20 protein-coding genes are annotated in these 26535 nt (G+C 41.9%); 19 read left to right on the top strand and 1 reads right to left on the bottom strand.

The window, feature by feature from the left end; all coding sequences use genetic code 11:
- Window positions 1-5: 5 nt before the first annotated feature.
- The 19 genes from tssL (at window position 6) to R7Z49_RS04415 (ending at window position 25935) form a co-directional block, all read left to right on the top strand.
- The gene (gene tssL, locus R7Z49_RS04505) at window positions 6-1298 is read left to right on the top strand and encodes a type VI secretion system protein TssL, long form (protein WP_005375939.1); all 1293 of its coding nucleotides are present in this window, start codon (window positions 6-8) and stop codon (window positions 1296-1298) included.
- Window positions 1299-1314: 16 nt separating this feature from the next.
- Complete coding sequence (gene tssM, locus R7Z49_RS04500; RefSeq protein ID WP_186585262.1) at window positions 1315-4833, top strand: type VI secretion system membrane subunit TssM; 3519 nt, start codon at window positions 1315-1317, stop codon at window positions 4831-4833.
- Window positions 4815-5510 (top strand): type VI secretion system-associated protein TagF, encoded by a 696-nt coding sequence (gene tagF / locus R7Z49_RS04495; protein WP_005375944.1) that lies wholly within the window; start codon window positions 4815-4817, stop codon window positions 5508-5510. Before tssM ends, tagF begins: the two co-directional genes overlap by 19 nt.
- 9 nt (window positions 5511-5519) lie before the next feature.
- Window positions 5520-6314 (top strand): PP2C family protein-serine/threonine phosphatase, encoded by a 795-nt coding sequence (locus R7Z49_RS04490; RefSeq protein WP_005375947.1) that lies wholly within the window; start codon window positions 5520-5522, stop codon window positions 6312-6314.
- Complete coding sequence (gene tssA / locus R7Z49_RS04485; RefSeq protein WP_186585263.1) at window positions 6307-7422, top strand: type VI secretion system protein TssA; 1116 nt, start codon at window positions 6307-6309, stop codon at window positions 7420-7422. The genes R7Z49_RS04490 and tssA overlap by 8 nt, the downstream gene beginning before the upstream one ends.
- Before the next feature lie 15 nt (window positions 7423-7437).
- Window positions 7438-7968, top strand: coding sequence for a type VI secretion system contractile sheath small subunit (gene tssB, locus R7Z49_RS04480; RefSeq protein WP_005375949.1), 531 nt, complete (start codon window positions 7438-7440; stop codon window positions 7966-7968).
- A complete protein-coding gene (gene tssC, locus R7Z49_RS04475; RefSeq protein WP_005375950.1) occupies window positions 7968-9461 on the top strand; it encodes a type VI secretion system contractile sheath large subunit in 1494 nt (497 codons plus the stop codon). Before tssB ends, tssC (R7Z49_RS04475) begins: the two co-directional genes overlap by 1 nt.
- 52 nt (window positions 9462-9513) lie before the next feature.
- On the top strand, window positions 9514-11025 hold the full coding sequence (gene tssC / locus R7Z49_RS04470; protein ID WP_132936420.1) for a type VI secretion system contractile sheath large subunit: 1512 nt from the start codon (window positions 9514-9516) through the stop codon (window positions 11023-11025).
- Window positions 11026-11035: 10 nt separating this feature from the next.
- Window positions 11036-11830, top strand: a complete 795-nt coding sequence (locus tag R7Z49_RS04465) for a type VI secretion system accessory protein TagJ (RefSeq protein ID WP_017820215.1) — start codon at window positions 11036-11038, stop codon at window positions 11828-11830.
- Between the two features lie 7 nt (window positions 11831-11837).
- The gene (tssE, locus tag R7Z49_RS04460) at window positions 11838-12302 is read left to right on the top strand and encodes a type VI secretion system baseplate subunit TssE (RefSeq protein ID WP_017635621.1); all 465 of its coding nucleotides are present in this window, start codon (window positions 11838-11840) and stop codon (window positions 12300-12302) included.
- Window positions 12299-14122, top strand: coding sequence for a type VI secretion system baseplate subunit TssF (tssF, locus tag R7Z49_RS04455; protein WP_017820213.1), 1824 nt, complete (start codon window positions 12299-12301; stop codon window positions 14120-14122). Before tssE ends, tssF begins: the two co-directional genes overlap by 4 nt.
- Complete coding sequence (gene tssG / locus R7Z49_RS04450) at window positions 14119-15084, top strand: type VI secretion system baseplate subunit TssG (protein ID WP_005375963.1); 966 nt, start codon at window positions 14119-14121, stop codon at window positions 15082-15084. Before tssF ends, tssG begins: the two co-directional genes overlap by 4 nt.
- 10 nt (window positions 15085-15094) lie before the next feature.
- The gene (gene tssH, locus R7Z49_RS04445; RefSeq protein ID WP_017820212.1) at window positions 15095-17662 is read left to right on the top strand and encodes a type VI secretion system ATPase TssH; all 2568 of its coding nucleotides are present in this window, start codon (window positions 15095-15097) and stop codon (window positions 17660-17662) included.
- 208 nt (window positions 17663-17870) lie between these two features.
- On the top strand, window positions 17871-18350 hold the full coding sequence (locus tag R7Z49_RS04440; RefSeq protein ID WP_005375967.1) for an Hcp family type VI secretion system effector: 480 nt from the start codon (window positions 17871-17873) through the stop codon (window positions 18348-18350).
- A 49-nt stretch (window positions 18351-18399) separates the two neighbouring features.
- A complete protein-coding gene (tssI, locus tag R7Z49_RS04435; RefSeq protein WP_186585264.1) occupies window positions 18400-20235 on the top strand; it encodes a type VI secretion system tip protein TssI/VgrG in 1836 nt (611 codons plus the stop codon).
- Window positions 20236-20246: 11 nt separating this feature from the next.
- Complete coding sequence (locus tag R7Z49_RS04430; RefSeq protein ID WP_005375969.1) at window positions 20247-20537, top strand: PAAR domain-containing protein; 291 nt, start codon at window positions 20247-20249, stop codon at window positions 20535-20537.
- Complete coding sequence (locus tag R7Z49_RS04425; protein ID WP_054578967.1) at window positions 20538-21377, top strand: hypothetical protein; 840 nt, start codon at window positions 20538-20540, stop codon at window positions 21375-21377.
- Window positions 21378-21735: 358 nt separating this feature from the next.
- Window positions 21736-22869, top strand: a complete 1134-nt coding sequence (locus R7Z49_RS04420) for an exonuclease SbcCD subunit D (RefSeq protein ID WP_186585265.1) — start codon at window positions 21736-21738, stop codon at window positions 22867-22869.
- Between the two features lie 9 nt (window positions 22870-22878).
- Entirely contained in the window at window positions 22879-25935 is a 3057-nt protein-coding gene (locus R7Z49_RS04415) for an AAA family ATPase (RefSeq protein ID WP_115386666.1), read from the top strand.
- A gap of 58 nt (window positions 25936-25993) precedes the next feature.
- Here the strand turns inward: R7Z49_RS04415 and R7Z49_RS04410 are convergent, their stop codons facing one another.
- Window positions 25994-26374 carry a cystatin domain-containing protein gene (locus tag R7Z49_RS04410; RefSeq protein ID WP_005387498.1) on the bottom strand — a complete coding sequence of 127 codons (381 nt, stop codon included), beginning with the start codon at window positions 26372-26374 and terminating at the stop codon, window positions 25994-25996.
- Window positions 26375-26535: the final 161 nt, after the last annotated feature.

Genomic DNA, 26535 nt, shown 5'->3' with positions numbered 1-26535 from the left:
TCTGTATGGAACAAACGATAGTAAAACCAACACCGGGTGGAAGAGCACCCGCATCGAAACCACAATCAGAAAAGTCTGTGGATAATACCGTAGTTATCTCAAAAAGTCCTGAATTGGTGAACAATGATTCAGTGGTCGCTTATGGGAATAACTCTCTACTAGCAGAGGCGAATGGCCTGTTATCTATTATCGGTCAAATTCGCTCGACAGCGACTCATTCCGATCCGTTGTTTCTAAAAGAGACATTGGCACAAAAGCTTAGAGATTATGAGAACCGATTACGTCAGCATGACGTTGATTTGGATACCATTGATACAGCTCGTTATTGTTTATGCTGTTCACTAGATGAAGTTGTCCTTAACACCAATTGGGGTGGGAATTCATTCTGGAGTCACGATTCATTACTTAGCTCCTTCTATGCTAGCAGTCAAGGTGGGGAAGCGTTCTTTAAGCATCTTGATAAGTGCATGGCGAAACCAGATGTGAACTTAGATTTGCTTGAACTAATGTATGTGTGCTTATCTCTCGGGTTTCTGGGTCAATACCGTTTAGAAAAAAATGGACTGGAATCGCACCGGAAATTGAGAAGACAGGTTATTGCTACTCTTAAGACTTATGGGAGAGGAGTCCCTCAGGAACTAAGCAATAGTATCGACCAACACATTTTGAATGGCTCAAAGGCTTCTGATAGAGCTCCTCTTTGGGTTGTATGTTCTGTAACGGCGGCACTATTGGTCTGCATATATATGTATTTTAGTTATGAGCTAAATAAGGCATCCAATCGCACCTTTTCTCAATTAGTCAATTTGATTCAACCGCAACAACTTAACCAAGATGCAACGTCAGAATCAAAATCAGCGCCAATTGCAGAAAAGATTTCAATGTATCTAGCAACTGAGATCGGTAAGGGGCTAATCAATGTTGAGCCGCTGCAAGACAGGGTAAGAATTTCGTTAAAGTCTCAAGATCTATTTGAATCAGGTAGTGCTGATGTTGTCGCTTACATCCAACCCGTTATTTCTAAGCTTGCGAGAACATTGGAGTCGACCCAAGGCAAGATCATTGTTACTGGTCACACCGACGATAGGCCTATTTTCACGAGTAAATATCCCTCGAACTGGCACCTATCATTAGCTCGAGCCACTGCTATGTCTGAACAACTGATCTCGAATAGTGCATTAGAAGGGCGAGTGATACCCGAGGGATTGGGGGATGCAAGACCATTAGTTGAAAACAGTAGTGATGAAAACCGAGCTATTAACCGCCGGATTGAAATCGACCTTCTTGTCGCGAATTAATAATAGGTAGATAGAGATGCGTATTAAAGAAATTGGCAGAATATTTACTCAAAGATGGTTTCTCGGTCTTATAGGTGTCGCTGCTTGTTCTATTTTCATTTGGGTTGTTGGTCCACTTATTGCGATAGCGGGATATGAGCCCCTAAAGAGTGACTTTCAACGGCTAGTCACTATTCTAGTGTTGGTGTTGCTTTGGGCGATATTTAACGTTACCAAGCAGCATAAGCAAAAGGTGAGAGAAGACGAAAGTATTCAAACGTTGCTTGAGGTTGATAGCCTATCAGATAAAGAAGCGGCAAGTGAAATTGACTTAATGCGCGAGCGTATTGAGCAAGCTGTCAAAGTAGTGACGAAAACACACAAAGGCAAGAGAAGCTTGTATGACTTACCGTGGTATGTGTTGATTGGCCCTCCTGGAACGGGGAAAACAACTGTATTAAAGCAGTCGGGGTTAGAGTTTCCATTAGGAGACAGCCTTGGCTCTGACTCTATTGCCGGTGTAGGTGGCACTCGCCACTGTGATTGGTGGTTTGCAAATAAAGCAGTTCTTATAGATACGGCTGGCCGGTATACGACACAAGACAGTCAAGAAAAGGTCGACTCTAAAGCGTGGCATGGTTTCTTAGGATTGTTGAAAAAGTATAGAACGCAAAGACCAATTAATGGTGCGATTGTTACGATAAGTTTAGCCAGCGTGATGTCTCAGACTCGAACCGAGCGAAGTCTTCATGCTCGAGCAATTAAGTCGAGACTTCAAGAACTGAAAAACCAGTTAGGCATGCAGTTTCCGATTTACGTATTGCTCACCAAAATGGATTTAGTTGCCGGTTTCAATGAGTTTTTTGCCGATTTAAGTAAGGAAGAGCGAGAGGAATTATTTGGTTTCATGTTCCCTCGTGAAGTGGATGATGAAAGAGGCGTTATTTCTCTATTCAACAAAGAATTTCATGGCATGTTGGAGCGCCTTGATGCCCGTATGCTTAGAATACTTGAAACAGAGGACGATTTAGATAAACGCGCGCTTATCTTTGAATTTCCAAAGCAATTAAGAGTGCTACAAGCTAATCTTGACGAGTTTTTAGCTGAAATTTTTGCACAAAACAGTTTTGAAGAGCCTGCCTTGATTCGTGGTGTGTTTATGTTGAGTTCGGTTCAAGAAGGCTTACCAGTCGATAAGCTGATGAATGAATCAACCAATGGACTTGGGTTAAATCGTTTAGCTCTAGCAAAGAGTCAGACTGGTTCTCATAGTTATTTCGTAAAGAATCTTTTTGACAAGGTTATTTTCAAAGAGCAACTGTTAGGAACAGTTAATCGTCACTATCAAAAGCAGTCAGGTTGGATGCGTCGAGGTGTTTACATTGGATGTACAACGCTACTGCTAGGAGCTTCTGCGCTTTGGTTTATGAGTTATAAGTGGAACTCACAGTTAATTGTCGATACCAATGAACAAGCGAGCCATATTGATGCAATGATTGGCGCTCAAAGTTTAGATTTTGAAACGGATATTGTTTCAGCTGTAGAAACATTAGATAGGTTGATGACGCTTCCTCTCGGAAAGCAAAGCGACTACGGTGATGCCGACTCTGTAAAGAGGTTTGGTCTCTATCAAGGAGACAAAGTGTCTCAGGCGGCAAACAATGCATATTCTGATGCTTTGACCCAATATTACGCCCCTCTGCTTCTTGATAGCTTGGTGTCAGAAATGGAGAGCAATCAACAGCATCGTGAGTATTTGTACGAAACGTTAAAAACGTATTTGATGTTATTCAATCCAGACAAATATCAACAAGATGAAGTGTTGGCTTGGTTTAACTTTTATTTCGAACGTCAATATCCGGGTGAGCTAAACGCAGACTTAAGAAGACGTTTGCTACAGCACACTCAATATTTATTAGGCAACGATGGACAAGGCTTTACTTACAACACTGCTGCCGTGACGAGTGCTCGAGAAGTGTTGACTCAAATGTCTCTACCTGAACGTGCTTATCAGCGAATGAAAATACAATTTTCTAAGAGTCATGTACCTTCATTTCGCTTGACTGATGTATTGGGACCTAAAGGGCTTGAGCAGTTCGAGCGAGCTAGTGGAAAACCGCTATCACAAGGCATTTCGGGTTTCTACACGTACAATGGTTTTCATAGCATTTTTCAGATTCAGATCAACCGTACAGTAAAAAGCCTAATGGAAGAGAACTGGGTTTATGGTGACGATCTTAAGGCTCATGAAATTGATCAAGATAGTGCCATCCAAGGCGTTCAGTCTCGATACTATCAAGATTATGTTAATGAATGGAAAACGTTGATCGAAGATATTCAATTGAAGCAGGCTCCGAGCCTAGAACTTGCGACAGAGCAAGCGAGGGTTTTATCTGGAGTTGAAAGACCAATCGAATCTTTGTTGAGAGCAATCCAAAAAGAGGTTGCTCTATCAAAAGTATCATTGTCAGAAAATCAAAAAGCCGCTTCTGAAGTTGCTGGTAAAGTTGCCAAAGTTAAGTTTTCAAATACGGCAGATAGACTAGACATGTATTTACCTGAAGAAAACGGCTTCAATGTTGCTCTGCCAGGTAAAGAAGTCGAATCGCATTTTTCAGAGATCTTACGCCTTGGTGAGCAAGACTTTGATGATATTCAACAAGCAATGGTTAACTTGCGTTCGTATTTAAGTGACTTATCAAGCTCTGGTAACAATCAGAAAATTGCCTACAAAAGTATTTTAGATGGAACCGTTACACAAGATGTCGCAGCTTCCTTCGCTCGTGCTAAAGAACTTTTGCCGAGACCATTTAATCAATGGCTAGGTGAGCTTTCTCAAGAGTCGGTTAAGTTTGCGGAGAGCGGTTCGAAGGATCATCTAAATCAACTTTGGGTAACACAGGTGGTCCGCCCTTATCAGCGGACTATTGCTGGCAGATATCCATTCGAGCCCAACGCGAGCAGAGAAGTTAGATTGAAAGACTTTAAGCGATTCTTTGGTTATGGAGGTACGCTTGACGCATTCTTCCAAGAATACCTCGAACCGTTTGTGGATACTTCGAAAAGTCGTTGGCGATTAGAAAAGGAAATTGGAGTTCGTCCAGAAACACTAATGGTCTTTCAAAGAGCGCAACGTATCAGGCAGTCTTTCTTTGAATCTGATAATTCATTACGCGTAGAGTTTGGGATGAAGCCTGTTTATCTAGACCAGCACATTACTCGATTTGTCTTAGAGTTGGGTGGACAAGATTTGGTTTATAAGCATGGACCAGCAAGAGCTAAATCGTTGAGTTGGCCTGCCGGTCAAGATCAGACTCGAATTGTGTTCACACCACCTGAATCTAAACGCGAAATTGCGCATACCTATGAAGGTGAGTGGGGCATATTCAAGCTTTTGGATCAATCACTTAAAGCAAGGCCAGAATCGCGTAAAGACAATATAGTTATGATTGATTTAAAGGGAAATAAGGTGCAGCTAGAGCTTATTCCTTCTAGTGCCATTAATCCGTTTTGGTCAAATGAAATGGAGAGGTTCAGATGTCCACGAACCTTATAACATCAGGCTGGGGCTATATCGGTAAAATGCCTGCAAAAGGGGACTTTGTGAAAGATGGTTTATCACAAGATTTCTCGGAGCGTTGGCATGATTGGCAACAGGCGGTTATTGCAGTCAGCAGGGAACAACTGGGTGAAAGCTGGAATGAGCACTTTTTAACGGCTCCTGTGTGGCACTTTGCTTTGGATATTAGCTATTTAGAAGACTCAACCTACATTGGTAGCATGATTCCTAGTGTTGATGCATGCGGTAGATACTTTTTCTTTACTATAGCTCGTGCCGTAAAAGGTGAAGCTGCGCAATATTGGGGTGACAGAGCTTGGACCGAGGACAGTGCCGCTCTTGCTCTTTCAGTACTTGAGGACGACTTTGTCTTTGATGTTTGGCATAAGAGTACTCAAGAAAAAAATGACCTCGTTGCGAATGTAACAAGTGAAGTGAAGCCTCTAGAGTTTCTTTATCAAAGCCAAATATCTACAGTTTTTCATGATCACGGCAATACTGATCAAAACACGCTTTTGAATTACCTCATTAAAGAAAAATTGAGTAAACCATGTTTTTGGTGGACTGAAGGTTCAACGAAGGTTGAACCATGCATGTTCATTACTAGTGGATTTCCTTCAATTGGTCAGTTTTCAGCCATGCTTGATGGCGGCTGGAAAAAGTGGAATTGGTAGGATAGAAGAATGAATTGGAACTATTTTACCTTTGCTAAATCGCACGCAGGAAAAGTACGCCCTTATAACGAGGATGCTCTGTTGGATATGACAGAACAGCATATTTGGGTGGTTGCCGATGGAATGGGTGGACACAGTGCTGGCGATATAGCAAGCCAGATGCTAGTGGATAGAGTCGCGCGCCACATGCAGGATGTCTCCAATACTAATATCGATGATATCCGAAGAGTGGTTCAAGAAGCGAACTTAGAAATTTACCAATACGCACAAAATCACTTAGACGGTAAAACGATGGGAACAACACTTGTTTTGTTGTTTATTCAGGATGGGTATTACCACTGTCTTTGGGTGGGTGATAGCCGAATTTACCAGCTTAGAAGTGGTAATTTTGTCCAAAAAACACGTGATCATAGTCAAGTCATGGACTTAGTGGATCAGGGCTTATTGGCATTTGAAGATGCCGAATCGCACCCTCTTGCAAATGTTATTACCAGAGCTGTTGGGGTCGACGAAAGTGTCACTATTGATCAAGTTTCAGGGCAGTTGGCTGACGGCGATCAGTTTCTACTCTGTAGCGATGGACTCTCTAAGGAACTTACGAGTGATGAAATTCATCGGACATTGTATGCAGACTCAGTCAACCAAGCTGGATTAGCTCTCATGCATTCGGCTTTGGTTCGGGGCGCAAGTGATAACGTAACTTGTGCTTTGATCAAAGTTCGCCAAGCGCAAACGGAGTGCGAAACAGTAACTAGAGAAGACGCGACGATACCTGTCTTTCTAAGAGGGAGAGCTTATGAGTAATGAAATGTTTGATTGGTATGAACAAGCGTTGGCTCCTATATCTCAAGAAAATCCTACAGGTATTGATCCTAGAGAGGATGTATCACCACAGTCTTCTTACTATCGGTTGAAAGATCAGCGTATGGCCGCCCGCAACGCTGAACGTAATGCTCTTATAGAAGAAGAAAGTATCTATACCCACAGTAATTTATGGCGAGTATTTATTGAAGATGTCCCAGAAATACTCACGAATCAGTCTAAAGATTTGGAATTTGTTGCCTGGCTTATAGAAGCCCTAACTCGATTGTATGGTTTTCGTGGTATGGGCGTTGGCTACAAACTCGCAACCAGTTTAATTGAGAACTTTTGGGATGATCTGTACCCAATGCCTGATGAAGATGGTATTGAGACAAGAATATCGGCGATTATTGGCCTCAATGGTATCGATAGTGAAGGAACACTTATTTTTCCAATTGCTTGTATACCATTGACTGACTTAGGCGTGGAGCAAGCTTATGCCTATTGGGAATATCAGCAAGCTATAGAGCTTGAGCGCTTAGACGAAGATAAGCGCCGAAATCGAGTCGAGCTTGGGGCTGTTGAGCTACCTGAAATTATAACTACGGTTAAGTCGACTTCTGATACGTTTTATCAAGAATTAATCACGGATTTGGAGTTCGCTACAGAATCATTTAATGAATTCAGTCAGCGATTAGACGAAGCGGTCGGTGATGTGACTCCTAGCTCTTATATATCAAAAAGACTCGAATCAATACACTCGGCATTAAAGCACCTTCTAGGAGATCGTTTCAATCAACCACAAGCCGTGTTTGAAGAGCTAGAGGATCTTGATGAATCTTCTTCTGAACAACCGTTAAGTTCACAAAGTTGTGATGCATTATTAGCGACAAACATGAAATCACGAGAGCAGGCAATTAGACAATTGCAGCAAGTAGCTGATTTCTTCCGAGAGAGTGAACCTCACTCACCAGTTTCTTACTCCATCGAACAGATTATTCGTTGGTGTGGGATGCCTCTGCCGGAGTTACTGGCGGAACTTATCTCCGACGGGGATGCAAAGAAAAGCTACTTCCGTTTGGTTGGCATAGCAGAACAAAATGAAAATTAATAAAGGGAGAATGGTATGACGAGTATCCACTCGAAACTATCACGAGTACGGAAGCCTCGTGTCCACATTACCTATGATGTTGAAACTGAAGGTACGACTCTTAAGAAAGAACTGCCTTTTGTTGTAGGTGTAATGGGTGACTTCGCTGGTCAAAACACAGAAGCGTTGAAGCCATTAAAAGACCGCCGTTTTATTCAGATCGATCGAGATAACTTTGACGATGTACTCAAAAAAATGAATCCATCGGTGAAGTTTAAAGTTGCGAATAAGCTTGCGAATGACGATTCACAGTTTGAGGTCGATTTAAACTTTAAATCAATGCAAGACTTTGAGCCTGCTGCGATCGTAAATCAAGTTGATCCACTACGCCAATTGATGGAAACGCGTAATAAACTGCGTGATTTGATGACAAAAGTTGACCGCTCAGAAGAGCTTGAAAATATCCTAGAGGATGTTTTGAACAATACAGACAATCTGGCAAGACTTGCAGGCGAGTTAGATCTTGGCAAGAAAGCGAAGTCAGACAGTACTGAAGGAGCGGAATAATGACGACTGAAGCTGAAAAACAGTTAGATCCAACTGTTAATGAACAGACAACTTCATTCTTAGATCAAGCTATTGGTGCGACTAAGCAGACCGAAGCTTCTCGTGCTGAGGAGCTGATTAAAACGCTCGCTGAAGAAGCAATGAAAGGGACAGTTACTTGGAACAAAAACCTAACAGTAACTTTTCGTGAAGCGATTAATTTGCTCGATAGGCAGATTTCTGATCAGTTGTCTGAAGTAATGCATCACCCAGAATTACAGAAACTCGAAGGTTCTTGGCGCGGCTTAAATTATCTAGTGATGAATTCAGAGACCAGCTCTACTCTGAAAGTTCGCATGATGAGCATGACCAAGAAAGAGCTACATAAAGACTTGAGCAAAGCTGTTGAGTTTGATCAAAGCCAGATCTTTAAAAAGGTTTACGAGTCTGAGTTTGGTAGTGCTGGTGGTGAACCGTATGGTGCATTGATTGGAGACTATGAGTTTACCAACCACCCAGAAGATATTGAGTCGTTACGCCTAATGTCAAATGTAGCGGCTTCTGGCTTCTCTCCATTCTTGTCCGCGGCTTCACCAGCACTATTCGGCTTTGATGAGTGGACTGAGTTGTCAAAACCACGCGACCTAGATAAGGTATTTGAATCACTAGAATACGCCCAATGGCGTTCGTTCCGCGAGAGTGCCGATTCGCGCTTCGTTAGTCTGACGATGCCAAAAGTCCTTGCTCGTTTGCCATACGGACAAGCTACCGCTCCAGTCGAAGAGTTTGGGTTTGAAGAGTTCGAAGTAGATCCTGTTTCAGGTATTGCTGTTAACGCTGAACATAACGACTACTGTTGGATGAACTCTTCGTATGTTCTTGGTGTTAAGTTAACCGACGCATTTTCAAAATATGGATTTTGTACTGCCATCCGTGGTGCAGAAGGCGGCGGTCGAGTGGATAACTTGCCAACGCATTTCTTCATGAGTGATGATGGCGACCCTGATATGAAGTGCCCAACAGAGATTGGTATTACCGACAGACGTGAGGCGGAGCTTGGTAAGCTTGGTTTCTTACCGCTTTGTCACTACAAAAACACCAACTATGCAGTGTTCTTTGGTGCGCAAACCTGTCAAAAACCAGCGAACCATGAATCCCCTGAAGCAACGGCCAATGCGGCCATTTCTGCCCGCCTACCTTATATGATGGCAACATCTCGTTTTGCGCATTATTTGAAAGTAATGGCTCGAGATAAAATTGGTAGCTTTATGGAAGCAGAAGACGTTGAGTCTTGGCTGAACCGCTGGATCCTAGGTTACGTCAATGCTTCTGAAGGCGGTGGTCAAGAGATCAGAGCGAAATACCCTCTAGCAGACGCTCGTGTTCAGGTTAAGGAAATTCCTGGCGCACCTGGTTCTTACAATGCCGTAGCATGGCTGAAGCCTTGGTTACAAATGGAAGAACTGACCACATCTTTGCGACTTGTGGCAAAGATCCCTCAGTCAGGTGGATAAGAAATGAATTGGCTGGTCGAAAGGCCAGCCATGACCAATCTTTATGTTCTAGATGGAATTAGCAGTGTCACTTAACTTTCGCGACCCTAGCAAGCTAAAACATGAGTTCAGTACCGGAGGCTATGCTGAACTTGATAGCCCGTGGTTGACTCGATTCAATGAATCTTCTGATCTTGTATCGTCAGCTCGAATTTGGCTAGAAGGTACACGTTCAAGAGATTTGGACAGCTTTCGTCATAGTGTGATGAACACAATTAACCGCATTGATGAGCTATTAGAATCTCAACTAAATGAAATATTACATCATCCTGAGTTTCAACAGCTCGAAAGGGGGTGGGTTGGAGTTAGGTATTTATGTGAACAGGTTGATTCTCGTTCATCGGACTCTGTAAAAGTTAAGGTTTTAACGGCGACATGGAATGAAATCAGTAAAGATGCTTTAAAAGCCATCGAGTTTGACCAATCAGCACTATTTAAGTTGCTCTATCAAAATGAATATGGCATGGCAGGGGGAGAACCCTTTGGTGTGGTGGTTGGAGATTATCAGCTTCGCTGTGATCCTAGTAAAAATTATTTTGATAGAGATCTGTCTGTGTTGAGTAAGATCTCTCAGTCTGCAGCTGCAGCATTCAGCCCATTTATCATGTCTGCATCGCCAGAGATGTTTGGTGTTGATAGTTTCGCTCAACTCTCTGCGATAAGAGATATAGCAGCCCAATTTGAACAGGAAGATTATGCAAAGTGGCGTAGTTTGAGAGATAACGATGACGCTAAATTTATTGGTTTGACTGCACCTAACGTCTTGTTCCGTCAGCCATACAAAAGTGATGGCTCGCGGAATGATAAATTCAATTTTCAAGAACACATCTACGACTCCAACCGAGATTTGCTATGGGGGAGTAGTGCGTACTGTTTTGCTGCTGTATCAATTAGAGCATTTCAGGAACATGGTTGGTTCACGCATATGCGAGGGATTAAACAAGGCGATTACAGTCAGGGTATTATCGTCGCTCCTACAAGGAGCACGATGCGTGTTAATGGCAAGAATGATCGTGAAAGATGTCCGTTAAACTTGAAAATCACTGAGAGAAAAGAACAAGAATTGTCTGAGTGCGGTTTTATTTCTATTTCTCCAATACCTGAGACTGATATGGTAGGGATGACCTCGAATGTATCTCTCTACAAGCCCAAACAATACGCAGAAAAGCATATTTCAACGAATGCAAAACTGACATCGATGTTGCAATACACATTGTGTGTATCGCGAGTCGCACATTATCTCAAGGTTATGGGGCGTGACAAAATTGGTGGGTATCAAGACGCAGAAAGCCTAGAGCGTGACTTTCAACGCTGGTTACACCAGTACACTACCGCATCAGATGAAGCGTCTGATGAGCTTCGAGCTAAATACCCCCTAAATGAAGCGAAAATTACAGTTCGAGAGAAAAGAGAAACTCCTGGACATTATTACTCAGTTATCCATTTGCGACCGCATTTTCAACTCGATCAAATGGTATCTAGCATTAAATTAATTACCGAATTATCACCAGAGCACATGGTGTAAGGAAATAACAATGACTCAATGGAAAAATGCTTTGTCCCAAGGCCTATTGCAACACGCTCTAGAGCAATTAATTGATGAAATTAAAGCCACCCCTAAAGATGCGAGCTTGAGAAGTTCCTTCATTGAGCTTCTTTGCATTGATGGGGACTTCGAGCGTGCGGACGCTCAGCTCATGCAATCGATTAAATTGTTTCCTGAGTATCTGCCTGGTGCAAGTCAGCTACGACATTTAGTGAAAGCAGCTCAAGCTAGAAAGGATTTTATCAATGGTGCGGCTAGTGCCAAAGTATTAGGTGATGAGGAATTAACTAAAGAGCTTGTTCGATTTAATCTTGCTCTCGGAAATCAAGAGTACGAAGAAGCGTCACGTCTATCGCATCGCATTGAAGAGCGTCGTACTATTAAAGGGTTTAACGTAAACGGCACAAACTACGAAGATGCTAGAGATATTGATGATCGTTTAGGTGGTTACATTGAACTGTTTTCTACAGCAGGTAACTATTTTCTTGTACCCATATCGAGCATCCATACGCTAGAAGTTAAAGCACCTACTTCTTTGTTAGAAAGTATTTGGCGACCTGTCGAGTTTGATATCGATGGACTTGGTGAAGGCGAAGGCCATATGCCTTTGACGTATGTCGACTCAGAGACCGATGCACAAAAGTTAGGCCGAGAAACGGATTGGAAGCAGATTGGTGAGCAAGAATCTTTTGTTGGCTTGGGTCAAAAATGTTGGTTAGTCGGTGACTCAGCGCTTCCAATCTGTGATTTGACTACATTATTAGAACAGAAACAAATAGCGTAGAAATATCATGTCGTTAACCGTTTCTCTGCTCGACAAATTGATAGATAGTGATCCTCTCACTCGAGATGAGAAAGACTTCCCTGCAAGCCAGCAACAGATGTTGAGCAGCTTACTTAGAGATCTAGAGTCGATGCTGAATAGTCGTATTGGATGGAAAAATATTCCTGATGATCTTCTAGAGGTTCGTTATTCAATATTGAACTATGGGCTGCCAGATTTTTCCTCAATGCCCTATAGCAGCCAAGAAGGGCAGAATCAGCTTTGCGACATCGTTCATGATGCAATTAAAGAGTTTGAGCCGAGGTTAAGGAACCCTCATGTCCAGATTTCGGACGAGAAAAACGCTATTGATAGGGTATTGAGGTTACAGATAAATGCCACTTGCTTAATTGATAACAGTATTCATGAAGTGCGATTCAATTCTGAAGTAGAGCCGGTAAATTTAGGTATGAAACTGAGTAGAGCAAAATGAGTGAAGAGTTTCTCAAGTACTATAATCGCGAGTTAGCTTATTTGCGTCACAAAGGGCAAGAGTTTGGTGAGCAGTATCCCAAGATTGCCGCGAGACTTCGTATTAGTGAGGAACAGGTTGACGATCCACACGTAGAAAGATTGTTAGAAGGCTGCGCATTTCTAACAGCAAGGATTAGACAAAGCTTAGACAATAGTTACCCTCAGTTTACAGAGTCTTTGATGGGACAGTTATATCCGGATTTTCACGCCCCAATCCCGTCAATGTCAGTCATTAAAATGAGCTGTTCTAACTCCACTTCCTCTTATTTTGATGTAGAAGAAGGCGAGCGAGTTGTTATCGGTGCTACTGGATATCATGAATGCGAGTTTAGAACTTGTTATCCGGTCAGAATGTATCCTGTTGATGTGACCTCTGGCGTTTTTAAAAATGCGCCTTTCAAGCCAGTTGGCTCACGATGGGAAAGCAATGCTCATTCAGTTTTGAAAGTACAGCTCACGGCTCAAGATGAAGAGACTCCTCTTGGTGAAATGGGGATAGAACGGCTGCGCTTCTATTTAAACGGTCAATCTCAATTGACTTTTAAGCTCTACCAAATGCTGTTTCAAAACCTAATTGGTTTATCTGTTGTTGTGGATGGCAAAGAAGTTCGTCCTTTAACCAAAAGACATCTTTCTGAAGTAGGATTTTCAGAAGATGAGAAAGTTGTGCCATACAGTAAAAGAAGCTTTTCAGGAGCAAGATTACTTGTTGAGTATTTGCACTTTCCTGAGAAGTTTATGTTCTTTGATATCACCGAACTTGGATTATCTGAGCTAGATCTTGGAGAGCAAGTCGAACTGTATTTTTACTTTGATACCAACGATGACTGGCTTCCAAAGCAAGTGGACGAAGAAAGCTTAATGGTAGGTTGTGTGCCTGTAATCAACTTATTTAAAAGTATTATGGAGCCTAAGCGTATTCTACCAACTGAATACGATTACCACTTGTCTCCACAATACCAAGAATCTGAAAGTAATGAGGTTGTCTCAATTTCTGACGTAACGTTGAGAAACTGGAACAAAACGTACCACAATTTGCCATGTTATCACGCTGGTGAGCACACGCATTATACAAACACTAGTGAGATTTATTGGTTGATGAGACGTGAGGATAAGAACTGGGCTGGTGGGTATGATGAGCCAGGTAGAGAAACTTACATTTCTTTTGTTGATAAAAAACATCAATTGTTCAGCCCGGATAGCCGGGAAAACTGGTTAATGTACGTGGAAGCTGAGTGCTGTAACCGCAACTTAGCGCAGAAACTTCCATTTGGAGGTGGGCTGCCGCAAGTATCTTTACCGGAGGTAAATGACAATTTCGAATCTGTTCGTTGTTTAGTTTCTTTATCAGAAACTATTCGGCCAGAAATGGATGAAAGCACACGATGGCAGTTAACTAAGCTTTTAACTTTAAACCATTTTACCGAGGAAGATGGTTTAGCAACTTTGAAGCAGACCCTTAATCTCTATGCATTTTCTGGGACAGCAGAAACGAAAGCGGTAATCGATGCTTTAACTAAGTTAGAGTTTGAGCCTACTACAGGAAGAATTAGTCAGAAAGGCAAAGTTGGATTTGCGCACGGTATAAAAATTATTTTGACGGTTTCTGATCAAATTTTACCTAAAGAGCAGATCTTTCTCTTAGGTAGTGTTTTATCTGTTTACTTCTCGCAATATGCTGAAATTAACATTTTTACGCAGTTAGAAATAAGAATTAAGTCCACGGGAAAGTCTTTCCACCTATGGCCCGCATTAACTGGCGATAAGGTGTTGCTATGAGCGCGGAACAATTTTATCGAGAATTAAAGCAACATCCATTGTTTGAAGCGATTCATCTTATTGAACACGAAGTTCTGCAAGCAGAGGCGCAAATAGGAACAGATGCGTTACCGAAGCATGAAAAGCTAAACTTAAAGGTTAATCCATCATTAGGTTTTGAAAATGCTCAGCTTTGTGAACTGAAAAATATAGATGACAGCAAGTTAGAGATTGAGACCAATTTAATAGGCCTAACGGGTGAGCAAGGTGTGCTTCCCCAGCACTATAGTGAATTAGCTTTACATCGCCAAAAAGAAGGCGATACGGCTATGGTGGACTTCTACGATATTTTCAATCATCGCTTATTATCTCTTTATTATCGATGTTGGCAACTGAGTCAGCTGACTGTTCAGTCTCGTGCGCATGCGCAGGGCGCGCGTTCGCCGTTAGAAAGCTGTAAATCGGCATTAACTGGGAAAGGGAGTTCACTGTCCCGGCACTATGGTGGTGTGTTTGCTTCACCAGTGAGAAGTAAAGGTGGACTGAAAAGTATTCTTGAATGTTTATCTGGATGCCAAGTAAAAGTTCATGAATTTCAAGGACAATGGTTACACCTTACGAAAGAAGAGCAAACACGCCTTGCATCCCGAACTATGCCTGAAGGGCAGTTTGCTCAACTTGGTTTAGGAGCGTCTTTGGGTTCGAAAGCATGGAACATCAACGCGGGGACAACAATAGAATTTCTGCCAAAAGATAAACAGCTAGTTAGTAAATTGCTTCCTAACCAACCCAATATAGCAATCATTAAGAACGCTGCTTATGAGTTGATTGGAAAACATAAACAACTGAAGTGGCAGCTCACCACCAAACATAGTTTGCTACCACAAGCTTGTTTATCGAAACAGCAGGGGCAGTTAGGTATTGGTTCTGTGCTTAAAAAACACGAACGTACAAAAGATCGAACTATAACAATTACTATTTAAAGGAAATGTAATGGCTTCACTCTCACTTTCAGCGTTGGTCGAAAGATTGTCTCCTCAGGCTAAGGAAACACTTGAACAGGCAGCTGCGATGGCAAGCTCCCGAACTCATCACAGTATTGAAATGTCTCACTGGTTAATGATGATTATCCGCCATCCTGACGATATTTACTCTGAAGTTTTTGACGAATTTGATGTCGATAAAATCAAGGTTGAAACCGATATTCAAAAGGCATTAGAAAAATACAAAACAGGATGCCAGTCGGTGCCTGGGCTATCAGCTCATACGGTGACTGTTATGCAAAATGCCTTGTTGTCTGCAACCATTGAATTCAATCAAGAACAGTTGGGGTGCATCCATCTTTTATTTGCCTACTTGTCTGATGATACGTTAGTCAACATGGCTGGTTCGATTAGTCCTGAACTAAACAAGATAGAACCATCTCGCTTATTGAACTTTAAAGAAAGTAATGCGCCTCAATCAAGATCGAATGACTTAGCGCAGTCAAACGCGAATTCCGCCTTGAATCAATTTACAACAGACCTTACTGAGCAAGCTAGGGAAGGTAAAATAGATCCGGTGATTGGTAGAGATAATGAAATTCGCCTAATGATCGATATTTTATTAAGACGCCGACAAAACAACCCGATTCTTACGGGAGAAGCTGGTGTTGGAAAAACAGCCGTTGTTGAAGGTTTGGCGCAAAAGATCATTGATGGCGATGTACCTCCCGCTCTGCAAAATGTGGCAATTAAGTCTCTGGATTTGGCGTTACTGCAAGCCGGCGCAGGCATGAAAGGTGAGTTTGAAAACAGGCTTAAGAACCTTGTTAAGGAAGTAAACGACGCTCCACAGCCTATTATATTGTTCATTGATGAAGCTCATGGCCTAATTGGCGGTGGTGGGCAAGCGGGCCAAGGTGATGCGGCGAATATTCTGAAGCCAGCATTAGCGAGAGGTGAACTCAGAACGATCGCAGCAACAACGTGGGCAGAGTATAAAAAGTATTTTGAAAAAGATGCAGCTTTAACTAGGCGTTTTCAAGTCGTAAAGGTTGATGAGCCTGCCCCTGAACTCGCGATCGAAATGTTACGAGGCTTACTTGATGTAATGGCACAACACCACGATGTTCATATCACTAACCAAGCTCTCAATGCAGCGGTCCAACTGTCAGCTCGATACATTAATGGTCGTCAACTGCCAGATAAAGCGGTTTCTGTTTTGGATACGGCCTGTTCTCGAGTTGCGTTAAGTCAGTCATCTACACCGGGAGGCCTAGATGCGAAAAGAAACAAACTTAAAGCAAAGCAAGCTGAGTATGAGCATCTTAGCCAAGAGAGTCGGCTAGGAGCATCTCTTGATGTGCAGCTGCAAGGTGTCCGAAAAGAGATTGATGCGCTATCTAATGACATTATTGAATTAGAAGTACTTTGGGAAAAAGAAAAAGAATGGGTAAATGAAGCTAAGTCACTTAGAACCCAAATAATCCAGGAGGGTTCTGAAACTGCTAGAGACAAGTTACAAGAGCTTGAAAATAACCTTTCCGCTAACTCACAGCCCTTAGTTTTTTCGCATGTAAATGAAGCGCTAATCGCAGAAGTTATTTCGGATTGGACCGGTATACCGCTAGGTAAACTTCAGGATGATGAAATCCAAGCAGTATTGGGTTTGAAAGAAAGTTTGTGTAAGCGAGTTGTCGGGCAGGATCACGCTTTAGAGCTCATGTCTGAAGTGATAAAAACCGCGAGTGCGCAGCTCACGGATGAGACACGACCAAATGGTGTATTTCTCCTAACCGGACCAAGCGGAGTGGGTAAAACCGAATCGGCTTTGGCGATTGCAGAGAAAGTCTATGGTAGTGAAGAAAATGTCACGACTATCAATATGTCGGAATTTAAGGAAGAGCATAAAGTCTCATTGCTATTAGGTTCTCCTCCTGGTTATGTCGGTTATGGAGAAGGAGGTGTACTGACTGAAGCTGTTAGACGTAAACCTTATAGTGTAATTCTCCTCGATGAAATGGAAAAAGCGCACCCTGGTGTTCAAGATATTTTTTATCAGGTGTTTGATAAAGGCTCAATTAAAGACGGTGAAGGTCGAGATATAGACTTTAAAAACACTATTATTATTATGACCGCGAACACAGGGACCGAAACGACGATGTCTTTGTATTCTGATCCTGATTTATCTCCTGAGCCGTCAGCACTAAAAGATGCTTTACGCGATGATTTGTTGGTCGACTTTAAACCTGCATTTTTAGGGCGTGTGAACGTATTACCTTATTTGCCTCTATCAAGAAAAGTATTGATAGAAATAACAAAATTAAAGTTGGATAAAATTACGACTCGTATTCGTAAGCACTATAACGCTGACCTGTTTTTTGATGAGGAACTAATTAATGATATTGTAGACAATAGCAATGAGTCTGGCAGTGGTGCGCGTGTGGTACAAACAACCATAGAAAATACATTGCTTCCGAAGATTTCTCATGAAATATTGCATGCAATTCTTAATGATAAGACGTTTGATGAAATTATTGTTAAAGGTACAACTAGTGGACTTGATGTCTCAATAGTTTAACATCCTTTACACTCTCAATAATAATTGGGAGTTGGTTCATATTAACTATTATTTTTTATAAAAAACGCTTAAATTAAATCTTATTTAAAGATATAACAGGGCGTATTTAAAATGAAGTTTTTGATACATTAATCACTAATTATCACCAAACGTCAGATAATTAAATTACTACGATATATGTCAATTAATAATGCTATAGGAGATTAGCATGCAGTCTAATACGTATCTTAAATACGCAGATATTAAGGGTGAGGCAACAGCCGAGCAATACAAAGATTTGATTACACTACTATCTGTAGATTGGAGTGTAGGTCGTGAGATCTCATCATACACTGGTACAGCGATGGACCGTGAAGCGAGCGCTACTCGTCTATATGATTTGACTATCACTAAACTTCAAGACCGTTCTTCTCCTGACTTATTTAAAGAAGCGACGATTGGTAAAGGTAAACCAGCGGTTTTCCATATTACTAAGCAGGGTGAGAAGGTTGAAGAGATCATGAAGATCGAACTGACTGATGCGATGATTTCTAACTACTCAGTTTCTATCCAAGACGATCGTCCAGTTGAAACTATCACAATTTCTTACACAGAAATGATGATGACAGTGACTCCTACTGACGATAAGAACAACACTTCTGCTCCATTGGTATACGGCTACAGCGGTGTTAAAGGTCAACAAATGTAATTTTCATGCGGGGGAGTATTCCTCCGCATTTTTTTGAAAGAAGTATTTAATGAAAAGAGCAACTCAAGATAACAATTTCATCCGAATTTCTTCCCCATTCGGTAAAGATGCCATCATACTAAACTCGTTTGAGTATAAAGAAGAGATCTCAGAACTTTTTTCATTGCGTGCTAAAGCTTACTTTAATGATCAACGAAGTGAGTTAAACGAAATTATTGGTAAGGAAGTTACCATTACCCTTGAAAATAATGAGGATGTTTCTTCAAATCCTCGTTATATGCATGGTTACGTTTCTGCTGCAAGATTAGAAGGGAAAAGGGTTTCTAATACACATAAAGGCGAAAATTATAAAAACATAGAATTATTAATAGAGCCTAAATTACGTTTCGCTGAATATCGAAAAAATTGCAGAATATTTCAGCATAAAGATATAAAGGAAATTATCTCTGAAGTACTATCGGAGCATAGTGTTGCCTTTAGTTTTGAGCTAACCAAGTCCTATCCTAAATACACGTACAAAGTACAATATGAAGAATCAGATCTTGAATTTGTTCGACGTCTGTTATCGGAAGAGGGGCTATCATTTTTTTTTACACATACTAAGTCTGCCCATACGCTCAATATTTTTGATGACATCAGTTTTTATAAGCCGGGTACTGAGTTTTTAGTCGATTTTGATACAGGTACGGCGAAATCTAGCCACATTTCTTCTTGGCATGAAACGCAAATTCTGACTACTAAAGCGAGTCAAAAGTCAGGCTATAACATGCTCAAGCCTTCTTCGAATCCTAAAAATACTGCAAAGGGTGAAAGTGATTTTTTTACAGTGCCTGAAAGCGAGTATTTTGAATACATGGGTGAAATGGAGAGCAATGATCAATACGCACTGAGAAACACGCATGCAATAGAAGCACTACAGCAAAATGCATATTTGTGTCGTGGCGAGGCTACGTGCAGAACATTCAGCGTAGGCAAGTGCTTCAAGTTTAAAAAACATGAAGATAAATCTCGAGTTGGCAAAGAATATGTACTGTCTTCTGTTTTTTTGTCTGCTGCTGTTTATAACCAGACTGGTCAAGGTGGCACCGGTGCGCAAGGTGTCAAAGTCTCGTTTAGTTGTGTTGACTCAAAGACAATCCTTCGTCCTTCAGTTAACTATCCGAAACCTCAGATGAAAGGTTTGCAAACTGCAATAGTTACGGGGAACAAAGATGGTGAAATTTACATAGACAAACATGGCCGTATCAAAGTTCAGTTTCACTGGGACCGTGTTGGTAAATACGATGTAAATAGTTCATGTTGGATTCGTGTTGCGCAAAATATCGCAGGTAACGGATGGGGGTCGGTGTTTCACCCTAGAGTCGGACAAGAGGTCATCGTCGAGTTTGTCAACGGAGACCCTGATCAACCAATCGTTACGGGGTCACTATATAACGGTAGTCAACTCCCTCCTTACGCTTTACCAGAGCAAAGTTCTCAGAGTGGTTATAAATCACGCTCTGTACAAAAAGGTACATCCAATTTTAATGAGTTGCGCTTCGATGATAAGCCTGGTGAAGAGCACATTTATCTTCATGCTGAAAAACTGTTCCAAATGCTAGTTGAAGACTGTGTTGATATCGCCGTTGAAAACAGTAAAACCGAAAAAGTGACCAATGATGTTAATCAAGAGGTTGGTCAGAACGCGAGCTTGAAAGTAGGTAAAAACTTTTCGAATGAAACGGGTGAAGTACTGTCTTTTAATGCAGGAAAGAGCGTCGAGATCAAAGTAGGTGGTGCTTCTATTCAGATGTCTAGCTCTGGAGAAATCAATATCAAAGGTAATAAAATATCCATTAACGGCTCAGCTATTGCTCTTAAAGCTGGGCAAATTTCATTGAACTAAGGTGATTTAAAGTGGGTAAACCAGCCGCAATTTTGGGCAGCTTTCATCTTTGCCCTAAAAAAACAGGAAAGATACCGCATGTCGGTGGTCCCGTCGTTGTTGGTTCACCAAACGTAACGATTGGCGGGATACCTGCGGCAAGACAAGGCGACAAGCTTATTTGTATCGGTCCTCCGGATAGTATCTCAGCAGGTTCTTCTAGCGTAACAATCAACGGTAAACCAGCCGCAAGAGTCGGCGATTCAACGTCTCATGGTGGCAAAATTCTATCTGGTATGCCTACGGTTTTAATCGGAGGCTAGATGCCACTCGCATTTCAAACGCATCTTCTATCCTTTAATGGCCGTTCACACACCGTTCGCGAGATAGCTGATGATTCTTTTAGATTGTCCGAGGAAATCCGACCCCCTGACTTTGCTCAATCAATAGATGAGCATATATTAAGCCTCGTGCGCTCTGAGCGCGAGAGTCTTGAGCAAGTTGATATCAAAGGGAATCTCTGTGTTCTTTTACCATCTTCGGTAGACAAAAGCTTGCTTAAAGCATTGATAAGCGAGCTTTCTATTTTCGTTGGCCAAACTGTCAATACTGAAATTTACTTTTATCCTTATGGCCAAGCTGCATTTTTGATGGCACTAAATCGGATAAATCGTGAAGTTAATGAAACGCAAGCGACTTGGATACTGGCTATAGAGGTTACGAGCGATGTAGAAGGGCATGTCAAACCTCAAAGCTCTATCATTTTAACCAAGTGTTTTTTTCGACATTCAGGTCTTGTGCCTGATGTTGTTCGAATTGATTTAGATGCCAAACAACAACGCATCGCCGTGGACAAGGTGTTTAAGCAATTAGGAGTAAGTTGTGAACATCCACTCAGTCAATTGTATTTATCCGTTAATGAGGAAGAGCCGCAATGGTTAAACTCAATGCAATTCTTGTCTCCGTGGGTGACCGATCAAACTCAGTATCAATTTGTTGATATAAAACTTGGCGGATTGGGTGCATGTGGCGGAGTTTTAAAAGCGTTAGTGATTGATGAGCTTCAAAGAAGCAGCCCCTGCCCAGACTTTCACGTTTTGCAAGCCGACATCGAGCCAGATGGCTATGCGGTAGGAGTAATATACAATTGGCGTAGCGAATAGGTCTGGCTATTGCTTTTCCTTCTAGTAGCTGAGGTTTTAGTGATGCAAATGTTATGGGGGATTGACTCGAAACTGGCCCTTTAATGATGTTTGGAGAATGACTAGGCGCAGCTTGCTTTTCAAAATAGCTTTGCTCACCGCGTTTTTACAGTGTTCTTCTCGCTTTCTGATTAAATAGCCAGCCATAGAACACAAACCACATGAAAAGCTGTTCGACTCAAGATATCCTTACCGATATAAAATAACTTGAGTTTTGGCTTGTTCGAGATCCCACCCGTGACGCATTCCTTTTTATAAACGGTACATGGACTCTGACAGAAGCAAGCCTACTCATAGAATTGGCGGAAAGTGAATTCGAATGAAGTTTATCCACACCTCAGATTGGCATCTTGGTCGACAATTCCACAACGTATCACTACTCGAAGATCAACAAGCAGTACTCGAACAACTGATTAACTATATTGAACGCAACCCCGTCGATGCAGTTGTAGTGGCGGGAGATATCTATGACCGTTCGGTGCCACCAACGGTTGCAATAGAACTGTTAGATCGAGTCGTGAAACGCATTTGTACCGAGTTAGAAACACCAATGATATTTATATCTGGCAACCATGATGGTGCAGAAAGGCTAGGTTTCGGCTCAGAGCAAATGAAAAATGCAGGTCTCCATATTGTTAGCAACTTTGAAGATATGCTCACTCCCATCATCATAAAAACGGACTCTGCGGACGAGGTCGCGTTTTATGGTATGCCTTATAACGACCCTGAACAGGTCAGGTTTGCCTACAAAGCCTCGGTATCCACTCATGATGAGGCTCATCAATTGCTTGTTGAGCAAATTAAAGAGCGCTTTATCTCTAAGCAAAAGCGCGTGCTCGTGAGTCACTGTTTTGTTGATGGGGCTATCGAGTCAGACTCTGAACGACCATTATCTATTGGTGGTTCTGATCGCGTGAGTCATGAACACTTCTTAGATTTTGACTACGTCGCACTTGGTCATTTGCATCAGCCTCAAAAGAAAGGCGCAGAGCATATCCGTTACTCTGGCTCTCTCATGAAGTATAGCTTTGGTGAACAGAACCAGAGAAAAGGTTTCACGTTAGTTGAACTGGACAAGAAAGGATTCGTTTCTGCAAAGCATATTGATCTTACGGCTCCTCATGAAATGCGTATTGTAGAGGGCGAGCTGGATAAAGTTATTGAGCAAGGGAAAACAGACCCCAAGAATGAAGATTATTTGTTAGTTCGTTTGATGGATAAACATGCGATTTTAAACCCAATGGAAAAACTTCGTTCAGTGTATCCAAACGTTTTACACCTTGAGAAACCTGGCATGTTAATTGGGGTAGAGCAGGAAATGGCGCAAGCAAAGTTGGCGCGAAGCGAAATTGATATGTTCGGAGATTTTTTTATTGAGGCGCAAGATAGCCAGTTGTCTAAAGAGCAAAAGCAAGCTGTTACTGACATTATTAAGCAATTATCACAGCAATAGGGACCAAAGATGAAACCAATTAAACTAACCATGCAAGCCTTTGGTCCGTTTGCAAAAACTGAAATCATTCATTTTGAGAAGCTTGGCAGTAACCCTCTATTTTTGATTAATGGTCCTACAGGTTCCGGTAAAACGTCGATCTTAGATGCCATTTGCTTCGCCCTTTATGGTGAAACCACAGGTAATGAGCGACAAGGTATTCAGATGCGGTGTGACTTATCCGCGCAAGACTTACCAACCGAAGTAGTTCTCGAATTTTCGTTACACGGCAAACAATACCGAGTTGTTCGATCCCCTGAGCAGGAAGCGCCCAAGGCCCGTGGTGAAGGGATGACGATTAAAAAGCACACTGCGGCTCTTTATGAACTCGGTGAGACTGAAACGCTTATCACCAGCAAGACGACTCAGGTTAAAACTGAAGTTAGCAATATTATTGGCTTGAATGAAACTCAATTTCGTCAAGTTATGGTGTTGCCTCAAGGAAAATTCCGAGAACTGTTGCTTGCTAGCTCTAAAGAGCGTGAAGAAATTTTTGGCCAGCTCTTTCAAACTGACATATATAAAAAAATTGAGTACGCGCTCAAAGATAAAGCGAGTGCAATTAGTAAAGCGAAAGGCGAATTTGATAATCAAATTCGAGGTGCTTTACAAGTTGCAGAAGCGAGTTCTGAACAAGAACTATTACAACAACTGGAACAAGTAACTAAGCAATTAGAGTCTGATAAAAAGAATGAGCAAGCAGCGTTAGATAAGCTCAATACTGCTAAATCTGAATTGCAAAAAGCGGAAACCTTGAATGGAGAGTTTTCGAAACGAGAGCAAGCAGAAAGCGCACTCAAGCTGCATCTAGAACACGCAGATTCGATAAAAGCTCGTCAACAGCAATTAGAAAACGCTAAAAATGCCAATAAGATAGAGTTGCCCTACATCTCATTACAAAATGCAAAAGCTCAAACGCAAGAGCTTAGGCAAAAAATCGTAGCTTTGGAAGAGAGTCTCGAAAAAGCTAATGTCGTTGCGAGAGAACAAGAAAACTTGCAGCAAAGTGCAAAAGAGGCAGCGGCAAAGGTCCCGCAGTTAACGCAACTGCAGTATCAGCTTGAAAGTATGAAAAACAAGTTGGTCGAGAAAGACAATTTGGAAAGTAAAATAACGGCGGGTTATCAACAAAAACAACAATTTGAAGCAACGTTAAAACAGTACATAGAACTAAAAGATAAGTTAACGTTACAGGCCCAGCAGGGACAGAAGGAGCTAGAGAAAGCACGAGTTGATGTTGCGCTTATTGGCAGCATCGATGCGGAAATAAAACAAAAACAACGGCTGTTACAGGATCTACAAAAGCTGCATGATCTTACTTTAGAGCTCTCTAAACTCAATGCGCTAACTGTAGGCAAGCAGCAGTCACTACACGAAGCCAGTCAGCGCTATATGCAGCGTCAACAAGCCGCTGATACGATAGAGCTTAAGTGGCACAACGCTCAAGCGGCAGTATTAGCGCAGCGACTAAAAGCAGGTGAAGCATGCCCGGTGTGTGGTAGCGAAACGCATCCTAACCCCGCAACGTTTGTTGAAGAAGCCGTTACAAAAGAGCAAGTTCAGGCGGCTAGAGCTAAAGAGCGAGAAGCTCAAACCTTGTTGAACCAACTAAGCAATCAGCTAGAACAACATAACGTTGTCATTAGTCAGTATCAGAATCAGTGTAACCAGTTGAAAGAGGAGTTGGGTGAGTATGCTACATCTGAGATCTCGACGGTTCAAAATGATTTGCAAGCGATCAATGCTCAACTCCTACGTCTACAAGCTATTGATATTGAAAAGCTAGAAAAGAACGTTGAACAGCTTAATCAACGCTGCGTCGTGGGTGAAAATAAAATTCATGAGCTGCAGAATAAAATGGCGGCAAATGAATCAACCGTTAAAGCGAACCAAGAACAATTGGCTCAATTACAAGCTTCTATTGACCCAAAATACAGTTCCGCTGACTTGCTTGAACGTGAAATTTTGCTGACAAAAGAGCAAATTCTGAGTTTGAACACAGGCTTAGAAAAGGCGCAAACCGCTTTGCAGCAAGCGATATTGGAGAAATCAAATGCGGAAAGTCACTTAGCGACGAACAAGCAGTGGTTATCTGAGTCAGAGCAAAAACTTAGCCAAGCAGAATTAGCGTGGAATGAGGCACTACAGGCGAGTAAATTTGAGGATGAAAGCCATTATCTAAGTAGTCGAGTGGGAGATGATGAACTTCAAGCCTGGCAGCAAGAAATAGACAGCTTCAAACAGGCACAAACCAAGCTTGAGCAAACACTACATGATTTAAATCATGCATTGAAAGATCTTGAAAGGCCTAATTTAGAGTCGTTTAACGATAGGTTAACCACTCTGCAGGCGCAATATATTGAAGTAAGGAATCAACTTGATACCACACGCTCAATATTTGAACGTCTTGAAAAGGTTCGTAAAGATATTGCCGTGTTGCATGAGAAAAATAGTAAGTTAGAAGAAGAATACAAAGTCTTTGGTACGTTGTACGACGTTGCTAGCGGTAAAACAGGCAGCAGGGTTAGCCTACATCGCTTTGTTCTTGGTGTACTGTTGGATGATGTGCTGATTCAGGCCTCTCAACGCTTAAGCCTTATGAGTAAAGGGCGCTATATTCTTGCTCGAAAAACAGAGGGCTTCAAAGGCGCTGCGGGTCGCGGCTTAGATTTAATGGTTGAAGATGGCTACACAGGAAAAACGCGTGATGTTGCGACACTTTCCGGCGGTGAATCATTTATGGCAGCGCTTGCTCTGGCACTTGGTTTGTCGGATGTTGTGCAATCCTATAGTGGCGGTATTCGTTTAGACACTTTATTTATTGATGAGGGCTTCGGTAGTTTAGACCCAGAGTCTTTAGATCTTGCTATTCAAACGCTAGTGGACCTGCAACAGACTGGGCGCATGATCGGTGTTATTTCTCACGTTTCTGAGTTGAAAGAACAAATGGCGCAGAGGATTGATGTAGAACCATCAAGACTTGGTTCAACGGTGTCGATTAAATCTCAATGTCGCTTCGCTGTCTAATTCAGTGACTACTGTTAGATCAAAAAGCCCCTAATGTTGGGGCTTTCTGACTAAGTCGCTACTGTTCGCAAAAGTGGCCTTCTTTTGGCGATTGGGTAATCGCATATTCGCCATCGAGGTTGCGATAAACAATCGTGTTCCAAACAGAGCCATCATCCAATTCAAACTCAATAGCATAGTTGACGCCACTAACGATTTGCGCGTGAACATTCAGTATTTGTTTAAACGACGCTATTGTGTCCATTTTCTTTAAAACAAAGGCCATTGCCTTTTGTGCATCAGGGGTCGCGTTAAACTCATTCCACCCACCTGGCATGTTTCCTTGTGCATTACATACATCTGCCGAGGTCGTTAATTGTGTCGTTTCGCTCGGCTTTTCCTGCTGACAACCTGCAAGTAACACCAAAAGTGCACAAACTGACACTGTTTTTAATTTCATAACAATAACCTCTGTCTATAACGCAACGTATTATAGGAGGGTGATATGCCTACGAATGTCTATGTTGTGCAAAGTTTCTATATGCATAGGGTTAAATGCTGACAAAATATACAAGCATGGTCAGCTTGTAAGTCAAAAATAGAGCAATCTTGTTAACGATT

The organism is Vibrio sp. 1562, assembly GCF_033340155.1.
Taxonomy (GTDB): Bacteria; Pseudomonadota; Gammaproteobacteria; order Enterobacterales; family Vibrionaceae; genus Vibrio; species Vibrio alginolyticus.
This window is presented reverse-complemented; position numbering and strand designations above follow the sequence as displayed.